Consider the following 25,638-nt stretch of genomic DNA (forward strand, 5'->3'; position numbering starts at 1 on the left):
CGCCGTGTGGGCGCGGCACCGCAAGGAGTACGCCGATGAGCAAGCCCACGCCCATCTCCGGTTTCCCGGAGTGGACCCCCGGTCAGCGGATGGTCGAGCAGTTCGTGCTCGACAGGATCCGGGCGACCTTCGAGCTGTACGGCTTCGCCCCGCTGGAGACCCGCGCCGTGGAGCCCCTCGACCAGCTCCTGCGCAAGGGGGAGACCTCCAAGGAGGTCTACGTGATCCGGCGGTTGCACGCCGACGCCGAGGGCACCGGCGGCGACGATCAGCTCGGGCTGCACTTCGACCTGACCGTGCCGTTCGCCAGGTACGTGTTGGAGAACGCCGGCAAGCTGGCCTTCCCGTTCCGCCGCTACCAGATCCAGAAGGTGTGGCGCGGCGAGCGGCCGCAGGAGGGGCGTTACCGGGAGTTCGTCCAGGCCGACATCGACATCGTCGACAGGGACACTCTGGCGCCGCACCACGAGGCGGAGATGCCGCTGGTGATCGGCGACGCGCTGCGCTCGCTGCCGATCCCGCCGGTGACCATCCAGGTCAACAACCGCAAGATCAACGAAGGTTTCTACCGGGGCATCGGGTTGACCGACCCGGAGGCGGCGCTGCGCACCGTGGACAAGCTCGACAAGATCGGCCCGGCGAAGGTCGCCGAGCTGCTGGCGCAGACCGCGGGGGCGAGCGAGTCGCAGGCCAAGGCGTGTCTCGCGCTTGCCGAGATCTCCGCGCCGGACGTCTCGTTCGCCGACGCCGTCCGCGCGCTGGGGGTCACCGACCCGCTGCTCGACGAGGGCATCGAGGAACTGGTCCGGGTGGTGGAGACGGCGGCCGAGCACTCGCCCGGCCTCTGCGTGGCGGACCTGCGCATCGCCCGCGGGCTGGACTACTACACCGGCACCGTCTACGAGACGCAGCTGCGCGGCTACGAGCGGTTCGGCTCGATCTGCTCCGGCGGCCGGTACGACAACCTGGCCAGCGCGGGCGCCACCTCGTATCCAGGGGTGGGCATCTCGATCGGGGTGACCAGGCTGCTCGGGCTGCTCTTCGGCGCGGGGCAGCTGCCGGTCTCCCGGGAGGTGCCGACGGCCGTTCTGGTGGCGGTGACGAGCGAGGAGCGGCGTACGGCAAGCAACCGGGTGGCGGAGGCGCTGCGGCGGCGCGGGGTGCCCACCGAGGTGTCGCCGAGCGCGGCGAAGTTCGGCAAGCAGATCCGCTACGCCGAGCGGCGGGGCATCCCGTACGTCTGGTTCCCGGGGGCCGACGGCGCGCCGGACGAGGTGAAGGACATCCGCTCGGGTGAGCAGGTCACGGCCGTCGCGGGGGAGTGGATGCCGCCCCGGGAGGACCTGACCCCGACGGTTGGCGGAGCTTCCTGACTGGCGCGTACGGCCGCAGGGACCTACGGTAGCGTAAGTTACGCCACCGTAGGGAGCTTCTCGTGACCATGAGCACCACACTCAGCCAGACCGCACTCCTCGTCGAGTTGGAGCCGGTGGTTGCCCGCAACCTCGACCGCCACCTCTCACTGGCCAAGGAGTGGTTCCCGCACGAGTACGTGCCGTGGAGCGAGGGGCGGACCTTCGACGGGCCGCTCGGCGGCGAGGCGTGGTCACCCACCGACTCCACCATCCCCGACGTGGCGCGCACCGCGCTGATCGTGAACCTGCTGACCGAGGACAACCTGCCCTCGTACCACCACGAGATCGCCACCCTGTTCGGCCGCGACGGCGCGTGGGGCACGTGGGTGCACCGGTGGACCGCCGAGGAGGGTCGGCACGGGACGGCCATCCGTGACTACCTGACGGTCAGCCGGGCGGTGGACCCGGTGGCGCTGGAGCGGGCCCGGATGACGCACATGTCCGCCGGGTACGTCAACGCGCACGACGACGAGGTGCTGCACTCGCTGGCGTACGTCTCGTTCCAGGAGCTGGCCACCCGGATCTCGCACCGCAACACCGGCAGGGCCACCGGCGACCCGGTCTGCGAGGCGCTGCTGGCCCGCGTCGCCGCCGACGAGAACCTGCACATGGTCTTCTACCGCAACCTGCTCGCCGCCGCCTTCGAGCTGGCCCCGAGCCAGGCCATGCGGGCCGTCGCCGACGTGGTGGCCGACTTCCAGATGCCCGGCAACGGCATCGACGGTTTCGCCCGCAAGTCGGTGGCGATCGCCCTGGCCGGCATCTACGACCTGCGTCAGCACCGTGACGAGGTCCTCCAGCCGGTGCTGCGCCAGTGGGACGTGTTCAACGTGACAGGCCTGAACGCCGACGGCGAGGCGGCCCGCGAGCAGCTGGCGGCCCAGCTGGACAACCTGGAGCGCGCCGCGTCCCGCTTCGAGGAGAAGCGCGACGCCCGAGCAGCCCGCCTGGCCCTCCGCTAAACCCCACCCACCCCGCCCCGGGGTCCCCACCTCCCGTTGATCATGAAGTTGTTGTCACTCGCGTCGGCGTGTCGCGGCAACAACTTCATGATCGACCACGGGAACCGGTCGCGGGGAGAGGGTGGCGCGGGTCAGGGGAGGGGGAGGATCAGGCAGGTGCTTGTGGCGTGGGCCACCAGGCGGTTGTCGGCGCTGGTGAGGCGGGCTTCGGCCAGGGATGTGCGGCGACCGCGTTGCAGGACTGTGCCCTCGCACCGCAGGATGCCGCTGTCGACCGTGACGGGGCGCAGGAACTTCACGTTCAGGTCCAGTGAGGTGTACCCGACGCCGGCGGGAAGCGTGGTGTGCACGGCGCAGGCGGCGGCGGTGTCCAGCAGTGTCGAGATGACACCACCGTGGACGGTGCCCAGCGGGTTGTAGTGGAACTCCTGCGGGACCAGCTCGATGGTGACCCGGCCCTCGTCGGCCTCCATCCGCCCCATGTCGATCAGGTTCATCACCGGCGGCCCGGCCAGCTCGCCGGCGATCATCGCGCGGAGCATCTCGAGGCCGCTGCGCCGACCGACCTGGGCGGCGTTGGCCGCCGGGTCCGACCAGGTGAAGGTACGGCTGCGGGCCGGCTCCTGCGTCTGTGTCATGGATGCAGCGTGGCAGCCCGTTGCTGAGTCTGTCAACGAGACCTAGCCTGGGCGGATGAGACCCGCGGCACTGGACTGGTCGGTGGACAACTGCACCATCGCGCGCGCGATGGCGATCCTCGGCGAGCGGTGGACGCTCGTGGTTCTCCGCGAGGTGTTCAACGGCGTCCGACGCTTCGACGACATGCGGGTGCGTACCGGCATCCCGCGTCAGGTGCTGACCAATCGGCTGACCGCTCTGGTGGGGCAGGGCGTGCTGCGCCGCGAGCCGTACCGGGAGCCGGGCAGCCGGCTGCGCCACGAGTACCGGCTGACCGAGAAGGGCCTGGACCTGTGGCCGGTGCTGGTCGCCGTACTCGGCTGGGGTGACAGGTACCTCGCCGATCCGGAGGGCTCGCCGCTGAGCGTGGGGCACCGCGACTGCGGAGCCGAGGTACGCGTCACGCTGCGGTGCGCCGACGGGCACGAGGTGGGCGAGCCCCGCGACGTGGTGCCCCGCCCGGGTCCGGGCGCCCACCGCCGTACCCCCTGAGGCCGGTCGCCGGGCGGGCCGGCGCCCGCCTGTCGCGTGACCCGTTGGGACATCGATGCTCATGCGTGTCCGAAACGGATCCGGCGCCCGTCCGGTGTGACGGCCGGTGTCGGCGAGCGTGTCAGCGGTGTTGCGGGCATGTGGCCGACGAGGATCGGCGAATCCGGGCGAATCCAAGTCTTGTTAATGATCTTAAGCATGTGAATACTTCAGTTCACCCGGGCGATTTCCCCTGATCGGCCGGGTTGCCCTCGGGTCAGCCGCCCCCGGCGTGACCCGTATCCCCCGCCCAGGAGGTTTGTTACATGCGACCCACGAGGTCCTCGTTCCGTGTTGCGGCCACCGTCGCCGTGGCCGGAAGCCTGGTCGTCGGCACGCTCATCGGCGCACCCGCCCAGGCTGCCCCCGCAGCCTCGCCCGACGCCGCTGCCGCCCTCTCCGCTCAGCTCGGCGACAAGTCCGCCGGCTCGTACATCGACGCCAGCGGCCGGTCCGTCGTCACCGTGACCGACGCCGCCGCCGCCCGCAAGGCGAGCAACGCGGGCGCCACCGTCAAGTACGTGACCCGCGGCGCCGCCGAGCTCAACCGGGCCACCGCCGAGCTGGAGCGCTCCGCGAAGATCCCGGGCACCGCCTGGTGGAGCGACCCGGTCACCAACCAGGTCGTCGTCTCCGTCGACAGCACCGTCACCGGTGCCAAGCTGGAGCGGGTGAAGGCCGCCGCCGCGCGGGCCAACGGCGCGGTCCGGGTCGAGGCCGAGGCCGGCGTGCTGAGCACCCGGATCTCAGGTGGTCAGGCCATCTACGCCGGTGGCGGCGGGCGCTGCTCGCTCGGCTTCAACGTGCGCAGCGGCAGCACCTACTACTTCGTGACCGCCGGGCACTGCACCAACATCTCGTCGAGCTGGTACTCGAACTCCGGCCAGACCTCGCTGATCGGCACCCGTAGCGGCACCAGCTTCCCGGGCAACGACTACGGCATCGTGCGGCACAGCAACTCCGCCAACGCGGCAGGCAACGTCTACCTCTACAACGGCAGCTACCGCGACATCACCGGCTCCGGAAACGCCTCGGTCGGCCAGTCGGTGCAGCGCTCCGGCAGCACCACCGGCCTGCGCAGCGGCTCGGTGACCGCGACCAACGCCACGGTGAACTACGCCGAGGGCTCGGTCTCCGGCCTGATCCGCACCAACGTCTGCGCCGAGCCGGGCGACAGCGGCGGTTCGCTCTTCTCCGGCAGCACCGCCCTGGGCATGACCTCCGGCGGCAGCGGCAACTGCTCCTCCGGTGGCACCACCTTCTTCCAGCCGGTCACCGAGGCCCTGAGCCGCTACGGCGTCAGCGTCTTCTGATCGATCCACCGCACGCGGGCCGCCGGAGCACTCCGGCGGCCCGCGTCGCGTCCGTGGCCCGGCTCACGCGAGGCCGTCGGGGCCGTCCGCGGGCCGCAGAGGATCCGGGGGTACGACACCGGGCAGGCCCGGCCCGACAGTTGTGACGGCTGTCGTCGACGCCAGGTGCGCCCGCCGGGCCGACAGCACCGCCAGCAGCGGCCAGAGCGATACGGCCACCGCCGTCACCCGCTCGGCCAACCCCGTGCGCGACCCGCTTGTCACCTCGAACGCCGACCAGCCGAAGAGGGCGAGCAGCACCACGGTGGCGGTCAGCCCGACGGTCCGGCGGAACGCCCACGGCGGCTGCGGAGCATCCGGATGCGCGGTGTCCGGACCGCGCGGCAGCCGCAACGCCGACCCGGCCGGCCACAGCGCGAGCGCCAGCACCGCCGCCGTCGCCGCGATGCCGTGACTGAGCGAACCACCCACCGGCGGCCGGGGAAAGGCCACGAGCGCGACGGTGGCCACCCCGCCGACCGCGAGTAGAAACCGGCTGGGCAGGCCGGCCGCGTGCAGCACCGCGGCGACCGACACGTAACAGCAGCCGAGCAGCACCAGGGCCACGATCATGATCCAGGCGTCGGTGGCGTCCTGCCCCGCCAGCTCGCTGATCGTGTCCCGGATCGGGTCGTACCCGGCGGGTTGGCGAGCCTGCGCGACTGTCCAACCCCCCACCAGCAGCACGGGCGCGGCCGCCGCCGTGGCGACGGCCCAGTTCGGTACGGCGCGCATTTCGCCAACGTAACTGGCGAGACGGTCGGTTGAATGGGATTCGCCCCGGCTGTCAGCCCGCGCTGACCGTGGCGTCGGTGAGAACGACGGACCCGCCCGGATACTGGCACTGCACCCGCAGCGTCAGCTCGTCGGCCCCCTCCACATCGGCGACGAGCTTCTGCGGATTGTCCATCCGCGCGTCGAACTGCTGCCCCCGGGTCACTCGGGTGATCGTTCCGTCCCGCTGGCGAATCCCCACCTGCGCATAGACGAGAACGATGCCGTCGCGGTCGTCGGTGGAGGAGAAGAATGGTCGTACGGTCGAGGTGAGATCGAGATATCGGCGCTGGAGCCGATACGTGACGTCGCGTTGTTTGTCCGCGCCGGCATTCTTGGGGCAGTCGATGACGACCGGACGGTCGTACCCGGGCTGGCCGGTGAGTTGACGCGGCAGTTTCCCGAGATTGGCCGCCCCGGCCTCGACGGCCAGGGTGTCCAGCCGGACGGACGATGCGGGGGCCGGGGTCGGCGACGCGTTCCCGACCGGGCTGGCCGGTGACGGCGTCGTCGGCGCGCTCCCGGGGCTCGACGCGCTCGTCGCCGGCCGGCCCGGCCCGACCTTCCAGTCGAAGACGGTCACGGCCAGGGAGGCCGCCGCGATGAGCACCCCGAGCGCCGTGAGAACGACGACCGTCTGCGCGCCGCGACGGGCCGGCATTGGCGTCGGTGTCTGGCTCGAATCCTGCATATCCGGCATCTACCACTCCACCAGTGACGTCGGGACCGGGCCGCTGATATCTGACGGCCTTCGGTCAGATCGCGTCGGCGAAGAATACTCTCTCCCGAGCGGTGGCGAGTTACTGATAACGTGCCGATCCCGAGCCGAACTCCTATCCGACGTTGACTTCTGCCGATGCAGGAGGTTCTAGCGGTGAGCCAACCCGATCCGCGCGCAGAGCAGCCCGCCCCCACCCCACCCCCGCCGCCGCCTGCGGGTGGCACGGTGCCACCGGGCGGCGGCACCGCACCGTCACCCCCTCCCGGCGGCACGCCGCCGCCGTTCCCGGGTGGCAGCACAGCACCGCCGCCGGGTCGCGGCGGACCCCCGCCGGTCGGTGGGGCGGCACAGTCGTTTCCGGGCGGCACCGCACCGCCGCCGGGCGGCACCGCACCGCCGCCGGGTGGTGGCCCACCGCCGTCGTTCCCGGCGGCCCCCGGGCCGGCCGACCCGCCGGCGTCCGGCGCGCGGCGCGGCCGGCTGGGTCTCGTGGTGATCGCCGTGGCAGCCCTGGCGCTGCTGGTTTCCCTCGGGTCCGCCATCCTGTCCTGGCGCGCGTTGGACCAGGCGCAGACCGCGCGGGACATCGCGTCCGCGCGGGGGCCGGTCGGCTCCACCGGCGGCGCTCCGGCGCCCTCCGACCCGGCCCCGCCGAGCGACGCACCGCAGACGTCCCCGGCACCGGAGGATTCGCCGCGTGCCCCCGGAACCCCACCGGACATCCCCGAAACGGCCGTCTACGAGGTGAAGTACGAGAACCAGAGCCTGACGCTGAGGCCGGGGGACTGCTTCACGAAGATGCGCGTCGACCTCGACGAACCCCGGGCGAACGTGGGACTGAACGGATGGGAGTTCAGTCTGGACCCCGACTGTCAGGACGGGGCGCCCTCGATCGGGTTGAGCGAGGGGACGAAGGGCAGCGAGACGACGACGGCGATGAAGCCAGGCGAGTGTTACGACGCCATCCGCTCGGCACCGATCGCCGAGGGAGCGAAGGTGCCCCTGCGCAAGGGTTCCTGGCTCTGCCTCAGCACCAACTACGCCGCAGCCCAGGAACGGCGCGACAGGTGGCGGATGGTGCTCCTGGAGGTCACCTCCATCAGCAATGACCGGACGGTCGTCATCCGTGCCACGGCCTGGAACATCCCGGAGGACTGACGCGCACCGACCGGCCGCGCCACCCGTTCAGCCGCCCGGATCGACGGACCGGGTCGACGGGTGGCGCGGACCGTTTCCGGCACTCCTGACAGAATGCGGAGGCAGACCGCACCGCAGATGAGGAGACGCACGTCGTGATCCGTACCCATGATGCCGGCAGCTTGCGCGCGACGGACGCCGGCACGACGGTGACGCTCGCCGGGTGGGTGGCCCGCCGGCGTGACCACGGCGGCGTCATCTTCGTCGACCTGCGCGACGGTTCCGGCGTGGTCCAGGTGGTGTTCCGCGAGGAGGACGCGCACGCGCTGCGCAACGAGTTCTGCGTAAAGGTCACCGGTGAGGTGACCCGCCGGCCGGACGGCAACGAGAACCCGGAGCTGCCCACCGGTGAGGTCGAGGTGACCGCCGCCGAGCTGGAGGTGCTCTCCGAGGCGGCCCCGCTGCCGCTGCCGGTGGACGACCAGGTCGAGGCCGGTGACGACATCCGGCTCAAGTACCGCTACCTGGACCTGCGTCGCAGTGGGCCGGCGAACGCGCTGCGGCTGCGGTCACGGGCCAGCCAGCTCGCCCGGGGTGTGCTGCACGAGCGGGACTTCCTGGAGATCGAGACGCCGACGCTCACCCGTTCGACGCCCGAGGGCGCCCGCGACTTCCTGGTGCCGGTGCGCCTGCAGCCGGGCAGCTGGTACGCGTTGCCGCAGTCGCCGCAGCTGTTCAAGCAGCTGCTGATGGTCGGCGGCATGGAGCGGTACTACCAGATCGCCCGCTGCTACCGCGACGAGGACTTCCGCGCCGACCGGCAGCCGGAGTTCACCCAGCTCGACATCGAGATGTCCTTCGTCACCGAGGACGACGTGATCGACCTCGGCGAGGCGATCGTCTCGGCGCTCTGGAAGGACCTGGCCGGGCACGAGATCACCAGGCCCATCCCGCGGATCACCTGGCACGACGCGATGGCCCGGTACGGCTCCGACAAGCCGGACCTGCGCTACGGAGTGGAGCTGACCGAGCTGACCGACTACCTGCGCGGCACGCAGTTCCGGGTGTTCGCCGGGGCGATCGACGCGGGCGGCTACGTCGGCGCGGTCGTCATGCCTGGTGGTGCGTCGCAGACCCGCAAGGAGCTGGACGGCTGGCAGGACTGGGCCAAGGCGCGCGGCGCGCGGGGCCTGGCGTACGTGGTGCTGGACGCCGAGACCGGCGAGGCGCGCGGACCGGTGGCGAAGAACCTCTCCGCCGAGCACCTGGGTGGCCTCGCCGACGCGGTGGGCGCCAAGCCGGGCGACGCGGTCTTCTTCGCCGCCAGCACGAACACGCGGGAGGCGCAGGAGCTGCTGGGTGCGGCCCGAGTGGAGATCGCCAAGCGGGCCGGCCTGGTCGACGAGAGCGCCTGGGCGTTCTGCTGGGTGGTCGACGCGCCGATGTTCGAGAAGACCGACGAGGGCGGCTGGACGGCCGTGCACCACCCGTTCACCTCGCCGAACGCCGAGTGGGTGGACCGGTTCGAGGAGGCGCCGGACCGCGCCCTGGCGTACGCGTACGACATCGTCTGCAACGGCAACGAGATCGGCGGTGGGTCGATCCGTATCCACAGGGGTGACGTGCAGAAGCGGGTGTTCGACCTGCTCGGCATCACGCCTGAGGAGGCGCAGGACAAGTTCGGCTTCCTGCTGGAGGCGTTCAAGTACGGCGCCCCGCCGCACGGCGGCATCGCCTTCGGCTGGGACCGGGTCTGCATGCTGCTCGCCGGCGCGGACTCGATCCGCGAGGTGATCGCGTTCCCGAAGACCCGGGGCGGGTTCGACCCGCTGACCGGCGCGCCGACGCCGATCACCGGTCAGCAGCGCGCCGAGGCCGGCATCGACGCCAAGCCCAAGCCCGCAGCCGCCCCCCACACCGGCACCGCCGGCCCCGCCGCGCCGGTGGCCGACCCGGTCTGACCGATCCACCATCACCTGCTTGGTTGATCAAGAGGTTTGCGTCATGCTCGCCCGGCGAGATGACGCGAACCTCTTGATCGTCTGCGGGGGAGTGGTGGGATGCGGGTGCTTGTCGTCGGGGGCAGCGGATTTCTGGGGCGGGAGGTCTGCCGGCGGGCCGTTCACTGCGGGTTCTCGGTGGTGGGGACCTTCCACTCCGGTGACATCGCCGTGCCGGGCGTCGATGCGCGTCGGCTGGACGTGACCGACCGGTCCGCCGTGCGTGCGCTCGTCGCGCGGGTGCGGCCGGACGCCGTGGTGGGGACCCCTTACCGGTACGGGGACTGGGCGGTCACCGCCGACGGGGCAGCGCACGTGGCCCTCGCCGCCGCCGAGGTGGGCGCCCGGCTGGTGCACGTGTCGAGTGACGCGCTGCACGCCGGCCGTCCCACGCCGTACGCCGACGACGACGCGCCCACCCCGATGAACGCGTACGGTGCCGCGAAGGCGGCCGCCGAGACCGCCGTTCGCGCGATCGACCCGGGCGCGGCGCTGGCGCGTACGTCGCTGATCCTGGGGGAGGGCAGCAAGCAGATCCAGCTCTGCCGGGAGGCCCTCGCCGGCCGGGCGGTCCTGTTCAGCGACATGATCCGTTGTCCGATCGACGTCACCGACCTGGCCGACGCCGTGCTGGAACTGGTCGGCGGCGATCACGCCGGGCCGCTCAACGTGGCTGGCGCGGACGCGGTCAGCCGTGCCGAACTGGGTCTGCTGGTGGCCCGACACTTCGGGTTGGACGCGGCCGGGCTGAAGACCACCACAAGCGCCGCCGCCGGGCAGGCCGGCCCCACCGACGTACGCCTGGACTGCGCGCGTGCCGCAGGTCTGCTGCGGACGCGGTTGCGGGGGGTGCGGGAACTCCTGACCTGACGTCATGCACAGATTATGTGCACAACTCTTGTGCACATAATCTGTGCAGAGATAGTGTGCGGTCATGGCTGACGACGAAGCGACCCCGCGGCCGGCCCCGCGTGAGGTACGGATCGACAAGCGGCAGGTCCGCGTGCTCGCACATCCGCTACGGATGCGGCTGGTAGGCGCCCTGCGGGTGCACGGGCCCGCCACCGCCACCACCCTCGCCGAACTGCTCGGCACCAACACCGGCGCGACCAGCTACCACCTGCGGCAACTCGCCGAGGTCGGGCTCGTCGCCGAGGATCCCGACCGGGGCAGCGGACGGCAGCGCTGGTGGCAGGCCGCGCACGACGTCACCAGCTGGGAGCCGAGCGACTTCGACGACGACCCCGATGCCCGTGCCGCCATCGAGTGGATCCAGGGCGACCAGGTGCGCCATCTCGTCGAACACGCCGAGCGCTGGTTCGCCACCCAGCACGAGTGGTCGTCCGCCTGGCGCGACGCCCTCGGCATGGGCGACATCTTCATGACCATTCCGCCGGACCGGCTGGAGGCGCTCAAGGCGGAGGTGTGGCAGGTGCTGGAGCGGTACAACCGCGAGGCCGGGGCCGGCAACTCCGCCGACCCGCAGGCCCGCCCGGTGCAGGTCTTCCTGGCGGCCTACCCCTTGCTGGAGGGCCCGCGGTGAGCGCGCTTACCGTACGCCAGGTCCGGCGTCGTTACCTGACGCTGTACGGCCTGCGCTGGCTACCGACGGGTCTGATGATCCCGGTCATGATCCTGCTGATGCAGGAGCGCGGTCTGTCCTTGCCGCAGATGGGCCTGGCCTTCACGGCGCAGGGCCTGCTGGTGCTGGCGCTGGAGTTACCCACAGGTGGCTTCGCCGACGCCCTCGGCCGGCGTCCGATGCTGATCGCCGCCGGGTTGCTCAACCTCGTCTCGCTGTCGTTGTTCGCGGTGGCCGACTCGTTCTGGCTGTTCTTCCTGGTCTACGCGGTGCAGGGCATCTACCGGGCGTTGGACAGCGGCCCACTGGAGTCCTGGTACGTCGACGCCACCCTGGCCGCCGACCCGCAGGCCGGGTACGAGAAGGGCCTCGGATACGGCGGCGCCGTCAGCGGCGCGGCCATCGGCGCCGGGGCGCTGCTCAGCGGTGGCCTGGTGGCGCTCGGCCCGATCGGGCCGGTCAGTGCGCTCACCGTGCCCGTCCTGGTCGCCATCGTCGCCCAGGCCGTGGCGCTTGTCGCGCTGCTCGTCCTGCTTGTCGAGGAGCGGCCCGCCACCGGGTCCGCGGCGCTGCGTGCCTCGGTGGTCGAGGCACCCCGCATGATCCGCCAGGCGGTCGGCCTGCTGCGTCGCTCCCGGGTGCTGCTGGCCCTGGTGGCGGTGGAGCTGTTCTGGGGCTTCGGCATGATCACCTTCGAGTCGCTGCTGCCGGTGCGGCTCGCCGAGGTGATCCGCGACCCGGAACGCGCCGCCGCGCTCCTCGGACCGGCCAGCTCGGCAGCGTGGCTCGCCTCGGCCGCCGGGGCGGCACTGACCCCGTTGCTGCTGCGCTGGTTCGGGGCCGCCCCGGCCGCCGCCCTGCTGCGCATCGTGCAGGGAGTCACGGTCGTCGGGATGGGGCTGCTCGCCGGGCCGGTCGGGGTGCTCGTGGCCTACCTGGCCTGTTACGCCGTGCACGGCGCGTCCAACCCGCTGCACAGTGCCCTGTTGCACAGGCAGGTCGACGGGCCGTACCGGACCAGCGTGCTCTCCCTCAACTCGATGGTGGCCCAGCCGGGCGCCTCGCTCGGCGGGGTGGTGCTGACCGCGATCGCCGCCGCCACCAGCGTCAGCACCGCCATGGTGGTCGGCGCGATCGTGCTCGCCGTCGCCGCCCCGCTCTACCTGCCCGCCTGGCGGGCAGGCCGGCGGCAGAAGTCCGCCGCCGAGCCGACCCCGGTCCCGGTACCGGCCGGCGACAGGTGAGGGGAGGGCCGCCTGTTGTCGACAGGCGGCCCTCTGCGCGTCACGCGAGCACACATCTCGATCGCCGGGCCGGCCGGGCCGATCGCACATCCGGCGGCGCGTACCCGATCCACCGTGGAGATTGACGAGTCGACCGATTGGGTACATCAGGCGCCGACCTACTGGGAACCCCCACCGGAGGACCGACATGCTCGCCATTCTCGCGGCAATCGTCTTTGGCTTCGCCCTGCTTCTCGACCTGCTCGGCACCGACTTCGGCGCGCCGGACCTGTTCAACTGGAACACCCTCGTGCTCATCGGATTGCTCCTGCTCTCGCTCTACCTGGCCGGCGTGGGCAGCGGCCCGCGCGGCGGTGGCGGCGGCCGCTGGTACCGGGGTCGTCGCCCCGGCCGCGGCTGACCGGAAGCGATCACCGGTGGCGGGCCCACGGCGCGATTCAGGCGCCGTGTGCCCGGCCCGGTACTGTCTTCGTGATGGAGTCCGACGCCCTCTTCTCCCTCGGTGCCCCCGCCGGGCCGCGTGACGCGCCCGCCGGTCCCGTTGGTGTCGACGGGTTCACTCCGGTAGCTGACGATTCGCCCCTACCCGTCCGGATGCGCCCGGCGACCCTCGACGAGTTGGTCGGGCAGGACCACCTGCTCGCCCCCGGGGCTCCGCTGCGGCAACTGGTCTCCGGCGGCGCGCCGATGTCGGTCATCCTCTGGGGACCTCCGGGCAGCGGCAAGACCACCATCGCGCACCTCGTCGCCGCCGCCACCGACCGCCGGTTCGTGGCCATGTCGGCGCTCTCCGCCGGGGTCAAGGACGTCCGCGCCGTCATCGAGACGGCCCGCCGTCAGCGCCGCTCAGGCGGCCCGCAGACCGTGCTGTTCATCGACGAGGTGCACCGGTTCAGCAAGACGCAGCAGGATTCACTGCTCGCCGCCGTCGAGGACCGCACTGTCACGTTGCTGGCGGCCACCACGGAAAACCCGTACTTCTCGGTCATCTCGCCGCTGCTGTCCCGGTGCGTGCTGCTCACCCTGCAACCGCTCGACGACGAGGCGGTCCGCGGCCTGCTGCGCCGCGCGGTCGCCGACGAGCGCGGCCTCGGTGGCGCGCTCACCCTGACCACCGACGCCGAGGACCACCTGGTACGCCTCGCCTCCGGCGACGTCCGCAAGGCGCTGACCGCGCTGGAGGCGGCGGCCGCCTCGGCCACGGCGCTCGGCACCGGCCGGATCGACCTCGCCACCGCCGAGCAGGCCGTCGACGTGGCCGCGGTGCGCTACGACCGCGACGGCGACGCCCACTACGACGTGGTCAGCGCGTTCATCAAGAGCATGCGCGGCTCGGACGTGGACGCCGCCGTGCACTGGCTGGCCCGGATGCTTGTCGCCGGCGAGGACGCCCGGTTCATCGCCCGCCGACTTGTCATCTTCGCGAGCGAGGACGTCGGCATGGCCGACCCCGACGCGTTGAGCGTGGCCACCGCCGCCGCGCACGCGGTCGAGTACGTGGGGTTGCCCGAGGCGCAGCTCAACCTGGCCCAGGCGGTGATCCACCTGGCCACCGCACCCAAGTCCAACTCGGCCACCACAGCCATCGGCGCCGCGATCGCCGACGTACGGGCCGGCCGGGGTGGTCCGGTGCCCCGCGGTCTGCGCGACGCGCACTACGCCGGCGCCCGGGGGCTGGGCCACGGGACCGGCTACCGCTACCCGCACGACGACCAGCGGGGCGTGGTCACCCAGCAGTACGTTCCCGACGACCTCGTGGGCACCGACTACTACCGGCCGAGCCCGCACGGGGCGGAGCGATCGGTGGCCACCCGGCTGCCGCTGCTGCGCCGCATCGTGCGCGGGCTGCCCGCCCCGGTGACCCGTCCGGAGACCCCGAGCGCCGGGCAGCGCGTAACGGAGCAGACCGCGCCAGCGCCTGCTGGCGAGAACGGTCGCCCGACGACGGACCCGGGCGGTCCCGGAACGATGCAGGACAGCGGCACGGACGCCGCAGGAGAGGGTCAACAGTGAAATCGCGTGGTGGGGACCGCCCGGACGAAAGCCCGGACGAGCGGCGCGATACCCGGCCCAAGGGCCGCCGGTGGGGTCGTGGCCGAGCCGAGCCCGAGCCGGAGGAGCCGGTGTCGGGTGAGGAGTTCGGCTGGATCGACGATCTGCGCTCGGCCAAGCAGCAGCGTACGGAACTCGGCCCCGAGGGCGCCGCGGCGGAGCCCGCCGGCCCGCGCGGTGCCGCCCCGGCGCCGCCGCCCTCTGGTGTACGACGTGGTGACCCGGAGGGCGCCGCCGCGCGCCGTCCCGTGGACGGTCCGTGGCCGGGCGAGACCCCGCCACCGCCCCGCAACCCCGCCGACCGGCCCCCGGCCGCCGGTACGCCCGCAGCCGGTGAGCCGACGCGGCGCGGCGCGGCGCCGGCACCCGGTGCCCGCGCTGCCGCACCGCCCCCCGCAGCCCGTCCCGTCGCCGCTGAGCAGGCGGGACCTCCCGGCCCGCGCCCGACGTCCGGCGGTCCGGCGGGTCCTCCCGGCGCCCGCTCGACGTCCGGCGGTCCGGTTGGACCGGCCCGCTCTGCTCCGGGTGCGGTCCCGCCAGGTGCGCCCGCCGGTCCGCCGATGCCCGGCGCCCCGGCCGGCCGCCGCCCGGACGTCCCCGCCCCGACCGGTCGGGCGGACGCCGTGCCGCCGCTGCGCCGGCCGGATGCCGTGCCACCGGCTCGTCCCGGCCCGGAGACCACCGGACCCGCCCGCCCGACGCCCGCCGGTGGCAGGCCCGCCGCCGGCCGTGTAGCCGGTCCGGCGACCGGTGCTGGTCGCTCGGCCGGTCCGGCGGCCGGCGCTGCTGGTCGCGTGGCCGGTCCGGCGACCGATCCGGCGCGCGCCGCCGGTCCGCCCGGCGCTCGTGCAGCGGCCCGGTTCGACGCCCCGCCGGCTGGCGGCGTGCCACAGGTCTCCGACGGACTGCGCCCCGATCCCGCCATCGACGTCGACCCCCGGACCGCTCGGCGGCGCCCGGGACCTGTCGACCCGGGAGCGCCCGAGCCGACAGGCTCCGGGCCCGCAACCGGGGCCCGCGCAGCCTCCGCCGGCCGCCGCCGCGCCGCCGAGCCGGCCCCGCCGGTGGTGCCCCGCTCGGGCAACGCCCCGCCGGTGCCCGACGCGACAGGCGGCACCACAGGCGCCATGTCCACAGGCGCCATGCCCACCGGTGGCACGCCTACCGGTGGCCCGCCTACCGGTGGCCCGCCTACCGGTGGCACGCCCGCCGTCGGCCCGGCCGACCGCGCCGGGCGTCGCCGGGCCGTCCCCGACGAGCAGGAGCGGCGTCCGCAGGTCGGCGGCGAACCCCGGGCGGATCGCCCGGAGCGGCCGGCCGACTGGCTGCGGCAGGCCGGGCGCCTGCCACACACCGACCCCGGCCTGCCGGTGGTCAACCGACGAGGTGGTCCTCCCGGTGGGCAGGCCGCCGCACACCGCCCCGCACCGCCCCCGGGTGATCTGAGCGAGCGTCCGTCCGGCCGGCTCGCCGTGCCCGACCCGGCCGCCGAGCGGCCCGGCCGCCGCCCCGTCGGGCCGCCACCGGATCCGGGCGCGGAGCCGCCTACCGGTCGCCGGGGTGCCCGACCCGACGCGCCGGAACCCAGCGGGGAGCAGCCCAGCGGCGGTCCGACCTACGGGTCGAGCACCGGCGAACGGCCCATCACCCGCCGGGGTGCCTCGGCGCCGCCCCCGCCGGACCCGACCGTCCGACGCCGCCGCCCTCCGACGGAACCCGGCTTCGACGGTCCGGCCGGCCCCGGGCGACCCGGCGCGGCGGGCGACACGTACACCGGTCCCGCCGCGGGTGGCCGGCCCGCGCCCGCCGGCGGTCCCGCCGGTGCTGGCGCGCCACCGCGTGGTGCCGCCCGTCCCGGCCGGGCCCGACAGGCGCCCGGCGACATGCCGCCGTCCGGCGACGGCCATGGCACCGACGGTCCCGCTCGAACCGGCCCGGGCGCCGAGCCCGCCGCCCGAGCCGCCGTCCGGCCCGACGGCGCCGCCCGGGCCGCCGTCCCACCGGGTGCCGGCCCCGACGGTCCGGCCCGCCCGGGTCCCGACGGTCCGACCCGTTCGCGTCCCGACGGTCCGGGGCGCCCACGCCCGGACGGCCCGGCCCGGGCGGCCGTACGCCCGCCCGGCGTCGCCGGTCCGCCCGGCGTCGACGACCGGGTCGGCCCACCGACCGGGGCAGACCCCGGGGCACCCGTGGTGGCCCGGGGCGGGGCGCCGGCCGTCCGACCCACGCCGGCGGACCGTGCCGCCGGCCGCGCGCTGCCGCCGCACCGGGAGCCCGGCCGCCCCGAACCGTCCGGAGTCGCGCCCGTCGGGCCGCCGGGACGCGCGGGAGAACCCGTCGGTGTGGCACGCGCCGCCGCCGCGGTGCCCGCCCCGGCGGGACCGGTGGACCGGCCGGCACCCGAAGCGGCGCCCAGCCCCGGGTTGCGCCAGGCCGGTCAGGACACCCCCGAGGACGACGGCCCCGCCACCGGCGCCCGGTCCGAGCAGCGTCGGCAGACGCGCGAGCGACGGCGGCTGCGGGCGCTGGCACTGGCGTTGGTCAGCGTCGTGCTGCTCGGTGCGGTGCCGCTCTTCTTCGGCATCCGTACGCTGAGCCGCGACCCGGTATTCGACAACCTGGACCAGCTCAACGTGCCGGCCTGGGCGGCCGCGAAGACCGACGACGACGTCAGCGGCAGCCGCTGGTGCCTGCTCGACTGTCGGCTGCGCGAGCGCACCGTCACCTCGGAGAAGTCACCCGCGGAGACCACGAAGGTCTACGAGGACGCGCTGCGCGAGGACGGCTGGCGACCGTGGAAGGTGAGCCGCTGCCCGGAGCAGGAGACCAAGGGCAGTTACACCTGCTGGCGTCGGGACGAGCTGACCCTCGACCTGTGGGTGCGCGAGCCGACCTGTGTGCCGCCGCCGGTCGACGGCGAGCCCGCGATCGTGCCGTCTCCCGAGGCGTCGGCCGCTGCGACCGAGTGCGCCGGCTCGTTGGTGTCGGTGAAGGTGCGCAACGCGATCGACGACGAACGGACCAGGCCCCAGCCGACAACGGATCCGTCACTGACCGGAGAGGATCCGTTCCCGACAGTCAGTGGTGACCCGCTCAGCGACCTGACACCCTCACCGTCCTGAGCCGGTTTCCATCACGGACGGTAGGGTCTGGGGCTGGCGGGCTCTCCCGCCTCCGCCGACCGGCGACGGTCGGCGTGTCTGGTATTCGTAGCACCGTTGTGCGTTCCGGGGACGTCGGATCCTGCGGAACTCTGCTTGAGGAGGACAGGCGTGGGCGACATTGGAGCGATCGCGGCGCTGGTCGCGGCGTGCGCGTTCGCGGTGCTGGTGCTCATCCTGACGCTGCCCATCCTGCGGCTGCGGCACACGGTGGACGCCACCACGCGGATGATCAACGACCTCAACGATCGGACCGCGCCGCTGCTCGGTGACGTGAACACCACTGTGAAGAACGTAAACGTCGCGCTGGAGCAGGTGCAGACCTCGCTGGACGGCGTGAACCTCCAGCTGGCGAAGGTCGACACGATGACCAGCCACGCGCAGAACGTGACCGCAAACGTCGCCAACCTGGCCACCGTGGTCTCCGCCGCGGCGGCGAATCCGCTGGTCAAGGTGGCGGCGTTCGGCTACGGGGTGCGCAAGGCCGCCGCCGGCCGTCGGCACGCCGAGACCGAGCGCGAGGTGCGCGACACCATCAAGCAGCAGCGGCGGGCCGCGAAGCGCGGCAACCGCTGACCGGCCGCCGTACCAGGAGGTAGCAAGACATGAGGCGGTTGTTCTGGCTCGGCATCGGGCTCGCCGTTGGCGTCGTGGTGGTCCGCAAGGCGACCAAGACCGCGCAGGCGTACACCCCGGCCGGCATGGCCAGCTCGTTGTCGGAATCCGCTGGCGGGCTGGTCGAGTCGCTGCGTAGCTTCGTGGAGGACGTTCGCATCGGGATGGCCGAGCGCGAGCAGGAGATCCACCAGGCGTTCGCCCAGGGCGAGGCGTTCGACGACAAGTTCGCCGAGCTGCGGGAGGACCCGCGGATCGGCGATCGACACATCTTTCCGGAGGAACACCAGCGATGAAGACGGCGGAGATCAAGCGGCGGTACCTCGCGCACTTCGAGGCGAACGGCCACGCCGTGGTGCCGTCCGCTCCGCTGCCCGCCATCAGCGATCCGAACCTGCTGTTCGTCAACGCCGGTATGGTGCAGTTCGTCCCCTACTTCCTGGGTCAGCAGGCTCCGCCGTACCAGCGGGCGGTAAGCGTGCAGAAGTGCCTGCGTACGCCGGACATCGACGAGGTCGGCAAGACCAGCCGGCACGGGACGTTCTTCCAGATGAACGGCAACTTCTCCTTCGGTGACTACTTCAAGGAGGGGGCGATCCCGCTCGCCTGGGAGTTGATCACGAAGCCACTGGACCAGGGCGGGTACGGCCTGGACCCGGAGCGGATCTGGCCGTCGATCTACCTCGACGACGACGAGGCGTTCGAGATCTGGCGCTCGATCGGCGTTCCGGCGGAGCGGATCGTGCGCCGGGGCAAGGCGGACAACTTCTGGTCGATGGGCATCCCCGGGCCGTGCGGCCCGTCCTCGGAGCTCTTCTACGACAGGGGTCCCGAGTACGGCCGCGAGGGCGGCCCGGCGGTCGACGAGGACCGCTACATGGAGTTCTGGAACCTCGTCTTCATGCAGTTCGAGCGGGGTCCGGGCACCAGCAAGGAGGACTACCCGATCCTGGGTGACCTGCCGGCGAAGAACATCGACACCGGCATGGGCCTGGAGCGGATGGCCTCGATCCTGCAGGGTGTCGACAACCTGTACGAGATCGACGAGGTCCGGCCGATCCTGGCCCGGGCGGCCGAGCTGACCGGCAAGCGGTACGGCGCGCACTCGGGTCATGTGGCGAGTGAGTCGCACCCGGACGACGTGCGGCTGCGGGTCGTCGCCGACCACGTGCGCACGGCGCTGATGCTGATCGGCGACGGGGTGACCCCGAGCAACGAGGGTCGCGGGTACGTGCTGCGGCGGATCATGCGCCGGGCGATCCGCTCGATCCGGCTGCTCGGTTGGCAGGACCGGGCGCTGCCCGAGCTGCTTCCGGTGGCGCGGGACTGCATGGCGCCGTCGTACCCGGAGTTGGCTACCGACTTCGACCGGATCTCGCAGTACGCGTACGCGGAGGAGGAGGCGTTCCTGTCCACCCTGCGGGCGGGGACGACGATCCTGGACACGGCGATCGCGGAGACCCGGACGGCGGGTGGCACGGCGCTGTCCGGCGCGAAGGCGTTCCAGTTGCACGACACGTACGGCTTCCCGATCGACCTGACCCTGGAGATCGCCGCCGAGCAGGGCCTCAAGGTCGACGACGAGGGTTTCCGCCGGCTGATGGCCGACCAGCGGACGCGGGCGAAGGCCGACGCGCAGGCGCGCAAGACCGGGCACACCGACGTGTCGGCGTACCGGTCGGTGCTCGACTCGGGTGGTCCGGTGACGTTCACCGGGTACGCCGAGGTGGCCCGCGAGGCGACGGTGCGGGCGCTGCTCGGCGCGGACGGGCCGCGCGCGGCGGCGATCGAGGGCGAGACCGTTGAGCTGGTGCTCGACACGACCCCGTTCTACGCCGAGGGTGGTGGCCAGCAGCCCGACCACGGCATGATCACCCTTGGTGGCGGTCAGGTCGAGGTGCTCGACGTGCAGCAGCCGGTGCCGGGTCTGATCGTGCACCGGGCCCGGGTGGTCCGGGGTGAGGTGCGCGCGGGCGAGGCCGGCTACGCGGAGATCGACACGACCCGCCGTCGGGCGATCTCGCGGTCGCACACGGCCACGCACCTGGTGCACCAGACCATGCGGAACTTCCTGGGCGAGTCGGCGACCCAGGCGGGTTCGTTGAACGCGCCCGGCCGGCTGCGGTTCGACTTCAACACCCCGACCGGGGTGTCGCCGAGTGTGTTGCGCGATGTGGAGCAGCAGGTCAACGAGGTGCTCCTGGCCGACCTTGAGGTGCACGCCTTCATCACCTCGCTGGAGGAGGCGCGGCGGATCGGCGCGATGGCGCTGTTCGGCGAGAAGTACGGCGACGAGGTGCGGGTCGTCGAGGTGGGTGACTACGCGCGGGAACTGTGCGGTGGCACGCACGTGGCCCGTTCGGCCCAGCTCGGCCTGGTGAAGATCCTGTCGGAGTCGTCGATCGGTTCCGGTGTGCGTCGGGTCGAGGCGCTCGTCGGGATGGACGCGTTCAGCTTCCTGGCCCGTGAGCACCTGCTGGTCTCCCGGCTGGCGGAGCTGTACCGGGTGCCCAGCGAGCAGGTCGCCGACCGGGTGGAGCAGACGGTCACCCAGCTGCGCGACGCCGAGAAGGAGCTGGAGAAGCTGCGCGCCCAGCTGGTGCTGGGTGGCGCGTCGGCGCTCGCGGCGCAGGCCAGGGACGTGGGCGGGGTGGCGTACGTCGGCACCGAGGCGCCGGAGGGCGCGGCCGGCAACGACGTGCGGACCCTCGCCCAGGAGATCCGCGGCAAGATCGACCCGGCGCGGCCGGCGGTGGTCGCGGTGGCGGCTCGGGCGAACGGCAAGGCCTCGCTCGTGGTGGCGGTGAACCAGGCCGCCCGGGGCCGGGGCCTGGCCGCCTCGGACCTGGTGAAGGCGGCGTTCTCCGGGCGCGGCGGGGGTAGCCCCGATCTCGCCCAGGGTGGCGGTCTGCCGGCCGCCGAGGCGCCGAAACTGCTGCTCACCGTAGAGAAGGCGATCACCGAGGCGTGAACAGCGACATCGGGCGACCAGGGCGGACCGTTCGGTCCGCCCTGGTTCGTAGGTCCCCGGGGGTGACCCTCGGTGGCTGAGCTGACGCGTGGTGTGCGGATCGGGGTGGACGTCGGGCAGGTGCGGGTGGGGATTTCCCGCTCGGATCCGGACGGGATCCTGGCGACGCCGCTGGTGACCCTGGCCCGCGATCTCACGGCGGCACCGGACGCGATGCCCACTGACCTCGCCGAACTGGCCGCGCTGGTGGCCGAGCACGAGGCCGTCGAGGTGGTGGTCGGTCTTCCGGTCAACCTCGCCGGCAGGCACGGCCCGGCGGCTGTCCATGTGAAGGCGTACGCTGACCGACTGGTCGATGTGATAGCGCCCGTCCCGGTAACGCTCACTGACGAGAGGATGTCGACCGTGGTGGCTTCTCGTAGGCTTGCCGAGCGTGGCGTCCGAGGTAAACGTCAACGTGCGGTTGTCGACCAGGCGGCCGCGGTGGAGATCCTGCAGAGCTGGCTGGATGCGCAGCGGAGGCGGACGCAATGATCGACGACCTGGATCTTGGATTCGACGAGCCGGAGCGGGGGGAGAAGGGCCGGCACCGGCGGGGGTTCGTGCAGAAGCGCAAGGGCAAGGGTGGTTCGGGTGGCGGCCGGGGCAAGACGTTCCTGGCGCTGCTGCTGGCCCTGTTCCTGCTGGGCGGCATCGGCGGCGGGGCGTTCTACGGTTTCGACCGGATCCAGAACTACTTCGTCACCCCCGACTACGACGGCTCGGGCACCGGTGAGATCACCGTCGAGATCAAGAACGGGGCGTTGCTCGCCGACATGGCCGACGCCCTCGTCGCGGCCGGCGTGGTGAAGAGCCAGAAGGCGTTCATCGAGGCGGCCGAGGCCAACTCGCGCAGCAAGAACATCCAGCCGGGCACGTACAAGCTGCGCAAGCAGATGAGCGGCGCGAGCGCGGTCACCGCGATGCTCGACCTCAAGAACAAGATCGTCAACGGGATCACCATCCCCGAGGGCCGCACCAGCAAGAACATCTACAAGCTGCTCTCCGACAAGACCAAGATCCCGGTGAAGGAGTTCGAGGCCGCCGCCAAGGACCCCGAGGCGCTCGGCGTACCGGACTGGTGGTTCACCCGCGGGGACGGCAAGAAGGTCGTCAAGTCCGCCGAGGGGTTCCTCTACCCGGACACGTACGAGATCCCGCCGAAGGCCACCGCGGAGAGCATCCTCAAGCTCATGGTGGACAACTTCCTCTCGGTGACAGGTGAGATGAAGTTCGCCGACCGGGTGCAGAAGGAGCGGGGCGGCGTCAGCCCGTACGAGGCGTTGATCGTGGCCTCGCTCGCCCAGGCCGAGGCCGGCAACAAGGACGACCTCGGCAAGGTCGCCCGGGTGGCCTACAACCGGGTGTACGGGGACTTCTACTGCAACTGCCTGGAGATGGACGTCACCGTCAACTACTACCTGGAGTCGATCGGCAAGCCGACCAAGTCGTCGAAGCAGATGACGGCGTCGGAGTTGGACGACCCGAAGAACCCGTACAACCGCAAGCTGCGGGGTCTGGTTCCCACGCCCATCAACAACCCGGGTAAGCAGGCACTGGAAGGGGCGATGGACCCGCCGGTGGGCAAGTGGCTCTACTTCGTGGCGATCGACGACAAGGGCCACTCGGCCTTCGCGGAGGACTACGAGCAGCATGAGCGGAACATGGCCAAGGCCCGCGAGGCCGGCATCATCTGATGGTGCTCCAGCGGCGGGCGGCGGTGCTGGGTAAGCCCATCGGGCACTCGCTCTCCCCGGTGATTCACACCGCCGGCTACGCCGCGGCCGGGTTGACCGGGTGGTCGTACTCCCGGATCGAGTGCGCGGCCGCGGAGCTGCCGGATCTGGTCGCCGGCCTGGGCCCGGAGTGGGCCGGGCTGTCGGTGACCATGCCGGGCAAGGAGGCGGCGCTCGCCGTGGCCGACGCCGCGTCGCCGGTCGCCGCCGCCGTCGGCGCGGCCAACACGTTGGTACGCCGTCCGGACGGCTCCTGGTACGCGGACAACACCGACGTCGCAGGCATGGTGCACGTGCTCGACGAGGCCGGGGTGGTGCCCGGCGCCACGGTGACGGTGCTCGGCGCGGGGGGCACGGCACGCGCCGCGCTCGCCGCCGCCGCGCAGTTGGGCTGCTCCTCGGTCACCGTGGTGGCCCGCCGCGTCGAGGCGGTCGACGAGTTGCGGCAGGTGTCGGCGGCGGTGGGTGTGTCGCTGAGCGCCGGCGCCTGGGCCGACGCCTCCCGGCACCTCGCGGCCGACGTGGTCGTCTCGACGGTGCCGAAGGGCGTAGCCGACCCGCTCGCCGACGAGGCGCACTGGCGGCCAGACGGGGTGTTCTTCGACGCGCTGTACGACCCGTGGCCGACGCCGTTGGCCTCGTCCGCGCTCGCGGCCGGCCTGCGGGTGGTGTCCGGACTGGACCTGCTGCTGGCGCAGGCCGCAGGCCAGTTCGAGCAGTTCACAGGCGTGCGCGCCCCGGTCGAGGCGATGCGTGCCGCGCTGGACCAACGCCTTCCTTAGCGGACGGTTAAGACGCGCTTACGGAAAACTGTCCTGCCCACGACCTGCCCTGGTCATCGATACGCTGCTCACGGTTACCGCAGCAGACACAGGGAGTACTCCTTGACCAGGCACGGACTGCACCGCATCACCCGGTTCCGCAACGGTCCCCGGCGCAAGGCCATCGCGGTCGGGGTGGTCGGCGGCTCGGTGGTGGCGGGCATCGTGGCGACCATGATGCCGCTGTTGGCAAGCGATGAGCTGTCGATCCAGGCGGTGGCTGACACCACCGCCACGGCGGTGGCGCAGGACGGCGACAACGCCGCCAAGGCGACAGTGGCCACCTGCCCGACGCGCTGCGACGGTAACCCGCGTGGTGGCCGTGAGGCGGTCATCGAGTTCGCGGTGACCACCGTGCCGGCCGCCGCGGTCAACGTGCGGGCGACGCTGCGGCTGCACGCCTGGCAGCAGTTCGCCGCGACGGTGACGGCGCACGCCTCGCCGCTGAGCGCGCGAGAGGCGCGCCCGGCCCTGGCGTCCGCAGGCGCCGCGCTGGACACCGTGACAGGTGTGTCCAAGGGCGTCAACGAGTGGGACGTGTCCAAGCTGGTCACCGGCAACGGCACCTGGACGGTGTCGCTCGCCCAGTCCGGTCTGGACACCCGGATCTACTGGGCGTCGGTGGAGAACCGGAACCCTGACCTGCGACCCAGCCTGTTGATCAGCTACGACGTCGGGGCCCGGCCGTCGTCGGTGACGACCACCCGGCCGGCGCCGTCGCCGTCGGCCAGCGCGTCGCCGACCACCGCGCCGAAGCCGTCCCCGACAGCCGTCCCGACCCGGACGCCCACGCCGAGCGCGAGCACCACCCTCCCGACGGGCAAGTGCGGGTCGGTGTCCGCCAAGCTCGTGCCCTCCTGCGGCGCGTGGTGGGGCATGTACTCACCCGCCAGCGCGGGCGGCGGCTGGAACCACGGCAAGGCGATCACCGACGTGGAGGCGCAGGTCGGCCGCAAGTTCGACATCGTGCACCGCTACCACGACTTCTCCAACTCCGGCAGCAACGGCGCCTTCCCCGACGCGTACGAGACGCAGCAGATGCGCGAGGGCCGGCTGATGTTCTTCGCCTGGGAGTCCCGCGACTTCTCCGCCGGCACCACGCTGAAGTGGGCGGATGTCTACAGTGGCCGGCAGGACGCGACGATCGACGCGGTCGCCGGGCGGATCCGCGCCACCGGGGTGCCGGTCTTCCTGGGCTTCGACCACGAGCCCGAGGACGAGCCGGGCAAGGGCAGCGACGCCGATTTCGTCAGGGCCTGGCGGTACGTGTACGAGCGGTTCGCGAAGGCCGGCGCGACGAACGCGGTATGGGTCTGGACGATGATGGGCTGGTCCGGTCACCACTCCCGGTACGCCGGCCTCTACCCCGGGGACCGCTACGTCGACTGGGTGGCCTACGACCCGTACAACTTCCACGTCTGCAACGGCAGCACTGTGTGGAAGAGCCCCAGCACGACTGTGGGTGGCTTCTACCGCTGGTTGGACGAGAACGGCATCGGCGCCGACAAGCCGCGGATGCTCGCCGAGTTCGGCACCAACTTCAACTCCGCCGACCCGGGCGCCAAGCAGCGCTGGTTCCAGGAGTTCCCGGCGGCGCTGAAGGCGCACCCGAAGATCAAGGCGGCCATCTACTTCAACTCGCCGGGCATGACGACCCGCACCTCTACCTGTGACATGACGATGAACCACGACGCGTCGGCGCTGGAAGGCTTCTCCCAGGCCGGTCGGGACGGGTACCTGCGGCAGCCCACCGGGGTGAGCCGCTGACGATCGTGAATTTGTGGTGACGGCACATCGCCTGGTCGGATCGCATATCCGACCCCCAGGTGTTCTGTCATCTTGCTGAT

General features: G+C 72.3%; 22 protein-coding genes. 19 read left to right on the forward strand and 3 right to left on the reverse strand.

Features of this window, described 5'->3' with window-relative positions:
- Positions 1-35: 35 nt before the first annotated feature.
- Together hisS and ACFY1S_RS27020 are read left to right on the forward strand one after the other, a co-directional pair.
- Positions 36-1,373 carry a histidine--tRNA ligase gene (gene hisS / locus ACFY1S_RS27015; RefSeq protein WP_387123414.1) on the forward strand — a complete coding sequence of 446 codons (1,338 nt, stop codon included), beginning with the start codon at positions 36-38 and terminating at the stop codon, positions 1,371-1,373.
- Between the two features lie 68 nt (positions 1,374-1,441).
- On the forward strand, positions 1,442-2,377 hold the full coding sequence (locus ACFY1S_RS27020; protein ID WP_387123573.1) for an acyl-ACP desaturase: 936 nt from the start codon (positions 1,442-1,444) through the stop codon (positions 2,375-2,377).
- A 131-nt stretch (positions 2,378-2,508) separates the two neighbouring features.
- On the opposite strand, the gene ACFY1S_RS27025 is transcribed toward ACFY1S_RS27020, so the two are convergent.
- Positions 2,509-3,015: a PaaI family thioesterase gene (locus ACFY1S_RS27025; RefSeq protein WP_387123416.1), complete on the reverse strand. Its 507-nt coding sequence runs from the start codon at positions 3,013-3,015 to the stop codon at positions 2,509-2,511.
- Positions 3,016-3,070: 55 nt separating this feature from the next.
- Here ACFY1S_RS27025 and ACFY1S_RS27030 point away from each other — a divergent pair, with 55 nt between their 5' ends.
- Positions 3,071-3,547, forward strand: a complete 477-nt coding sequence (locus ACFY1S_RS27030; protein ID WP_387123418.1) for a winged helix-turn-helix transcriptional regulator — start codon at positions 3,071-3,073, stop codon at positions 3,545-3,547.
- Between the two features lie 305 nt (positions 3,548-3,852).
- Positions 3,853-4,899: a S1 family peptidase gene (locus ACFY1S_RS27035; RefSeq protein WP_387123420.1), complete on the forward strand. Its 1,047-nt coding sequence runs from the start codon at positions 3,853-3,855 to the stop codon at positions 4,897-4,899.
- 63 nt (positions 4,900-4,962) lie between these two features.
- On the opposite strand, the gene ACFY1S_RS27040 is transcribed toward ACFY1S_RS27035, so the two are convergent.
- Together ACFY1S_RS27040 and ACFY1S_RS27045 are read right to left on the reverse strand one after the other, a co-directional pair.
- A complete protein-coding gene (locus tag ACFY1S_RS27040) occupies positions 4,963-5,673 on the reverse strand; it encodes a DUF998 domain-containing protein (protein ID WP_387123422.1) in 711 nt (236 codons plus the stop codon).
- Between the two features lie 52 nt (positions 5,674-5,725).
- A complete protein-coding gene (locus ACFY1S_RS27045; RefSeq protein ID WP_387123424.1) occupies positions 5,726-6,412 on the reverse strand; it encodes a hypothetical protein in 687 nt (228 codons plus the stop codon).
- Between the two features lie 156 nt (positions 6,413-6,568).
- Between ACFY1S_RS27045 and ACFY1S_RS27050 the strand changes: the two genes are divergently transcribed.
- From ACFY1S_RS27050 to ACFY1S_RS27120, 15 genes are all read left to right on the forward strand, one after another.
- On the forward strand, positions 6,569-7,591 hold the full coding sequence (locus ACFY1S_RS27050; protein WP_387123426.1) for a hypothetical protein: 1,023 nt from the start codon (positions 6,569-6,571) through the stop codon (positions 7,589-7,591).
- 134 nt (positions 7,592-7,725) lie between these two features.
- Positions 7,726-9,531, forward strand: a complete 1,806-nt coding sequence (gene aspS, locus ACFY1S_RS27055; RefSeq protein WP_387123428.1) for an aspartate--tRNA ligase — start codon at positions 7,726-7,728, stop codon at positions 9,529-9,531.
- Between the two features lie 99 nt (positions 9,532-9,630).
- The gene (locus ACFY1S_RS27060) at positions 9,631-10,440 is read left to right on the forward strand and encodes an SDR family oxidoreductase (RefSeq protein ID WP_387123430.1); all 810 of its coding nucleotides are present in this window, start codon (positions 9,631-9,633) and stop codon (positions 10,438-10,440) included.
- A 64-nt stretch (positions 10,441-10,504) separates the two neighbouring features.
- Entirely contained in the window at positions 10,505-11,113 is a 609-nt protein-coding gene (locus ACFY1S_RS27065) for a helix-turn-helix domain-containing protein (protein WP_387123432.1), read from the forward strand.
- On the forward strand, positions 11,110-12,396 hold the full coding sequence (locus ACFY1S_RS27070) for an MFS transporter (RefSeq protein ID WP_387123434.1): 1,287 nt from the start codon (positions 11,110-11,112) through the stop codon (positions 12,394-12,396). The genes ACFY1S_RS27065 and ACFY1S_RS27070 overlap by 4 nt, the downstream gene beginning before the upstream one ends.
- 187 nt (positions 12,397-12,583) lie before the next feature.
- Entirely contained in the window at positions 12,584-12,796 is a 213-nt protein-coding gene (locus tag ACFY1S_RS27075) for a hypothetical protein (protein WP_124855015.1), read from the forward strand.
- Between the two features lie 74 nt (positions 12,797-12,870).
- On the forward strand, positions 12,871-14,409 hold the full coding sequence (locus ACFY1S_RS27080; protein WP_387123436.1) for a replication-associated recombination protein A: 1,539 nt from the start codon (positions 12,871-12,873) through the stop codon (positions 14,407-14,409).
- A gap of 2,462 nt (positions 14,410-16,871) precedes the next feature.
- Entirely contained in the window at positions 16,872-17,570 is a 699-nt protein-coding gene (locus ACFY1S_RS27085) for a hypothetical protein (protein ID WP_387123575.1), read from the forward strand.
- Between the two features lie 150 nt (positions 17,571-17,720).
- Positions 17,721-18,185 (forward strand): DUF948 domain-containing protein, encoded by a 465-nt coding sequence (locus tag ACFY1S_RS27090; protein WP_139582396.1) that lies wholly within the window; start codon positions 17,721-17,723, stop codon positions 18,183-18,185.
- Between the two features lie 29 nt (positions 18,186-18,214).
- A complete protein-coding gene (locus ACFY1S_RS27095; protein WP_357987521.1) occupies positions 18,215-18,520 on the forward strand; it encodes a hypothetical protein in 306 nt (101 codons plus the stop codon).
- A complete protein-coding gene (gene alaS / locus ACFY1S_RS27100; protein WP_387123439.1) occupies positions 18,517-21,195 on the forward strand; it encodes an alanine--tRNA ligase in 2,679 nt (892 codons plus the stop codon). Before ACFY1S_RS27095 ends, alaS begins: the two co-directional genes overlap by 4 nt.
- A 72-nt stretch (positions 21,196-21,267) precedes the next feature.
- The gene (ruvX, locus tag ACFY1S_RS27105; protein ID WP_364371138.1) at positions 21,268-21,729 is read left to right on the forward strand and encodes a Holliday junction resolvase RuvX; all 462 of its coding nucleotides are present in this window, start codon (positions 21,268-21,270) and stop codon (positions 21,727-21,729) included.
- Positions 21,726-22,931, forward strand: a complete 1,206-nt coding sequence (gene mltG / locus ACFY1S_RS27110; RefSeq protein ID WP_387123441.1) for an endolytic transglycosylase MltG — start codon at positions 21,726-21,728, stop codon at positions 22,929-22,931. Before ruvX ends, mltG begins: the two co-directional genes overlap by 4 nt.
- Before the next feature lie 2 nt (positions 22,932-22,933).
- A complete protein-coding gene (locus tag ACFY1S_RS27115; RefSeq protein WP_387123443.1) occupies positions 22,934-23,752 on the forward strand; it encodes a shikimate dehydrogenase in 819 nt (272 codons plus the stop codon).
- 102 nt (positions 23,753-23,854) lie between these two features.
- Positions 23,855-25,558, forward strand: coding sequence for a glycosyl hydrolase (locus ACFY1S_RS27120; protein WP_387123445.1), 1,704 nt, complete (start codon positions 23,855-23,857; stop codon positions 25,556-25,558).
- The last annotated feature ends 80 nt before the right edge of the window (positions 25,559-25,638 follow it).

The organism is Micromonospora sp. NPDC000663 (genome assembly GCF_042898105.1).
Classification (GTDB): Bacteria; Actinomycetota; Actinomycetes; order Mycobacteriales; family Micromonosporaceae; genus Micromonospora.

Excerpts from the sequence above, each read along its gene's own strand:
- alaS (WP_387123439.1), top strand. The coding sequence starts at position 18,517 with ATGAAGACGGCGGAGATCAAGCGGCGGTACCTCGCGCACTTCGAGGCG.
- ACFY1S_RS27040 (WP_387123422.1), bottom strand. The coding sequence starts at position 5,673 with ATGCGCGCCGTACCGAACTGGGCCGTCGCCACGGCGGCGGCCGCGCCC.
- ACFY1S_RS27075 (WP_124855015.1), top strand. The coding sequence starts at position 12,584 with ATGCTCGCCATTCTCGCGGCAATCGTCTTTGGCTTCGCCCTGCTTCTC.
- ACFY1S_RS27065 (WP_387123432.1), top strand. The coding sequence starts at position 10,505 with ATGGCTGACGACGAAGCGACCCCGCGGCCGGCCCCGCGTGAGGTACGG.
- ACFY1S_RS27045 (WP_387123424.1), bottom strand. The coding sequence starts at position 6,412 with ATGCCGGATATGCAGGATTCGAGCCAGACACCGACGCCAATGCCGGCC.
- ACFY1S_RS27080 (WP_387123436.1), top strand. The coding sequence starts at position 12,871 with ATGGAGTCCGACGCCCTCTTCTCCCTCGGTGCCCCCGCCGGGCCGCGT.
- ACFY1S_RS27035 (WP_387123420.1), top strand. The coding sequence starts at position 3,853 with ATGCGACCCACGAGGTCCTCGTTCCGTGTTGCGGCCACCGTCGCCGTG.
- ACFY1S_RS27020 (WP_387123573.1), top strand. The coding sequence starts at position 1,442 with ATGAGCACCACACTCAGCCAGACCGCACTCCTCGTCGAGTTGGAGCCG.
- ACFY1S_RS27050 (WP_387123426.1), top strand. The coding sequence starts at position 6,569 with ATGCAGGAGGTTCTAGCGGTGAGCCAACCCGATCCGCGCGCAGAGCAG.
- mltG (WP_387123441.1), top strand. The coding sequence starts at position 21,726 with ATGATCGACGACCTGGATCTTGGATTCGACGAGCCGGAGCGGGGGGAG.
- ACFY1S_RS27025 (WP_387123416.1), bottom strand. The coding sequence starts at position 3,015 with ATGACACAGACGCAGGAGCCGGCCCGCAGCCGTACCTTCACCTGGTCG.
- ACFY1S_RS27095 (WP_357987521.1), top strand. The coding sequence starts at position 18,215 with ATGAGGCGGTTGTTCTGGCTCGGCATCGGGCTCGCCGTTGGCGTCGTG.
- hisS (WP_387123414.1), top strand. The coding sequence starts at position 36 with ATGAGCAAGCCCACGCCCATCTCCGGTTTCCCGGAGTGGACCCCCGGT.
- ACFY1S_RS27060 (WP_387123430.1), top strand. The coding sequence starts at position 9,631 with ATGCGGGTGCTTGTCGTCGGGGGCAGCGGATTTCTGGGGCGGGAGGTC.
- ACFY1S_RS27030 (WP_387123418.1), top strand. The coding sequence starts at position 3,071 with ATGAGACCCGCGGCACTGGACTGGTCGGTGGACAACTGCACCATCGCG.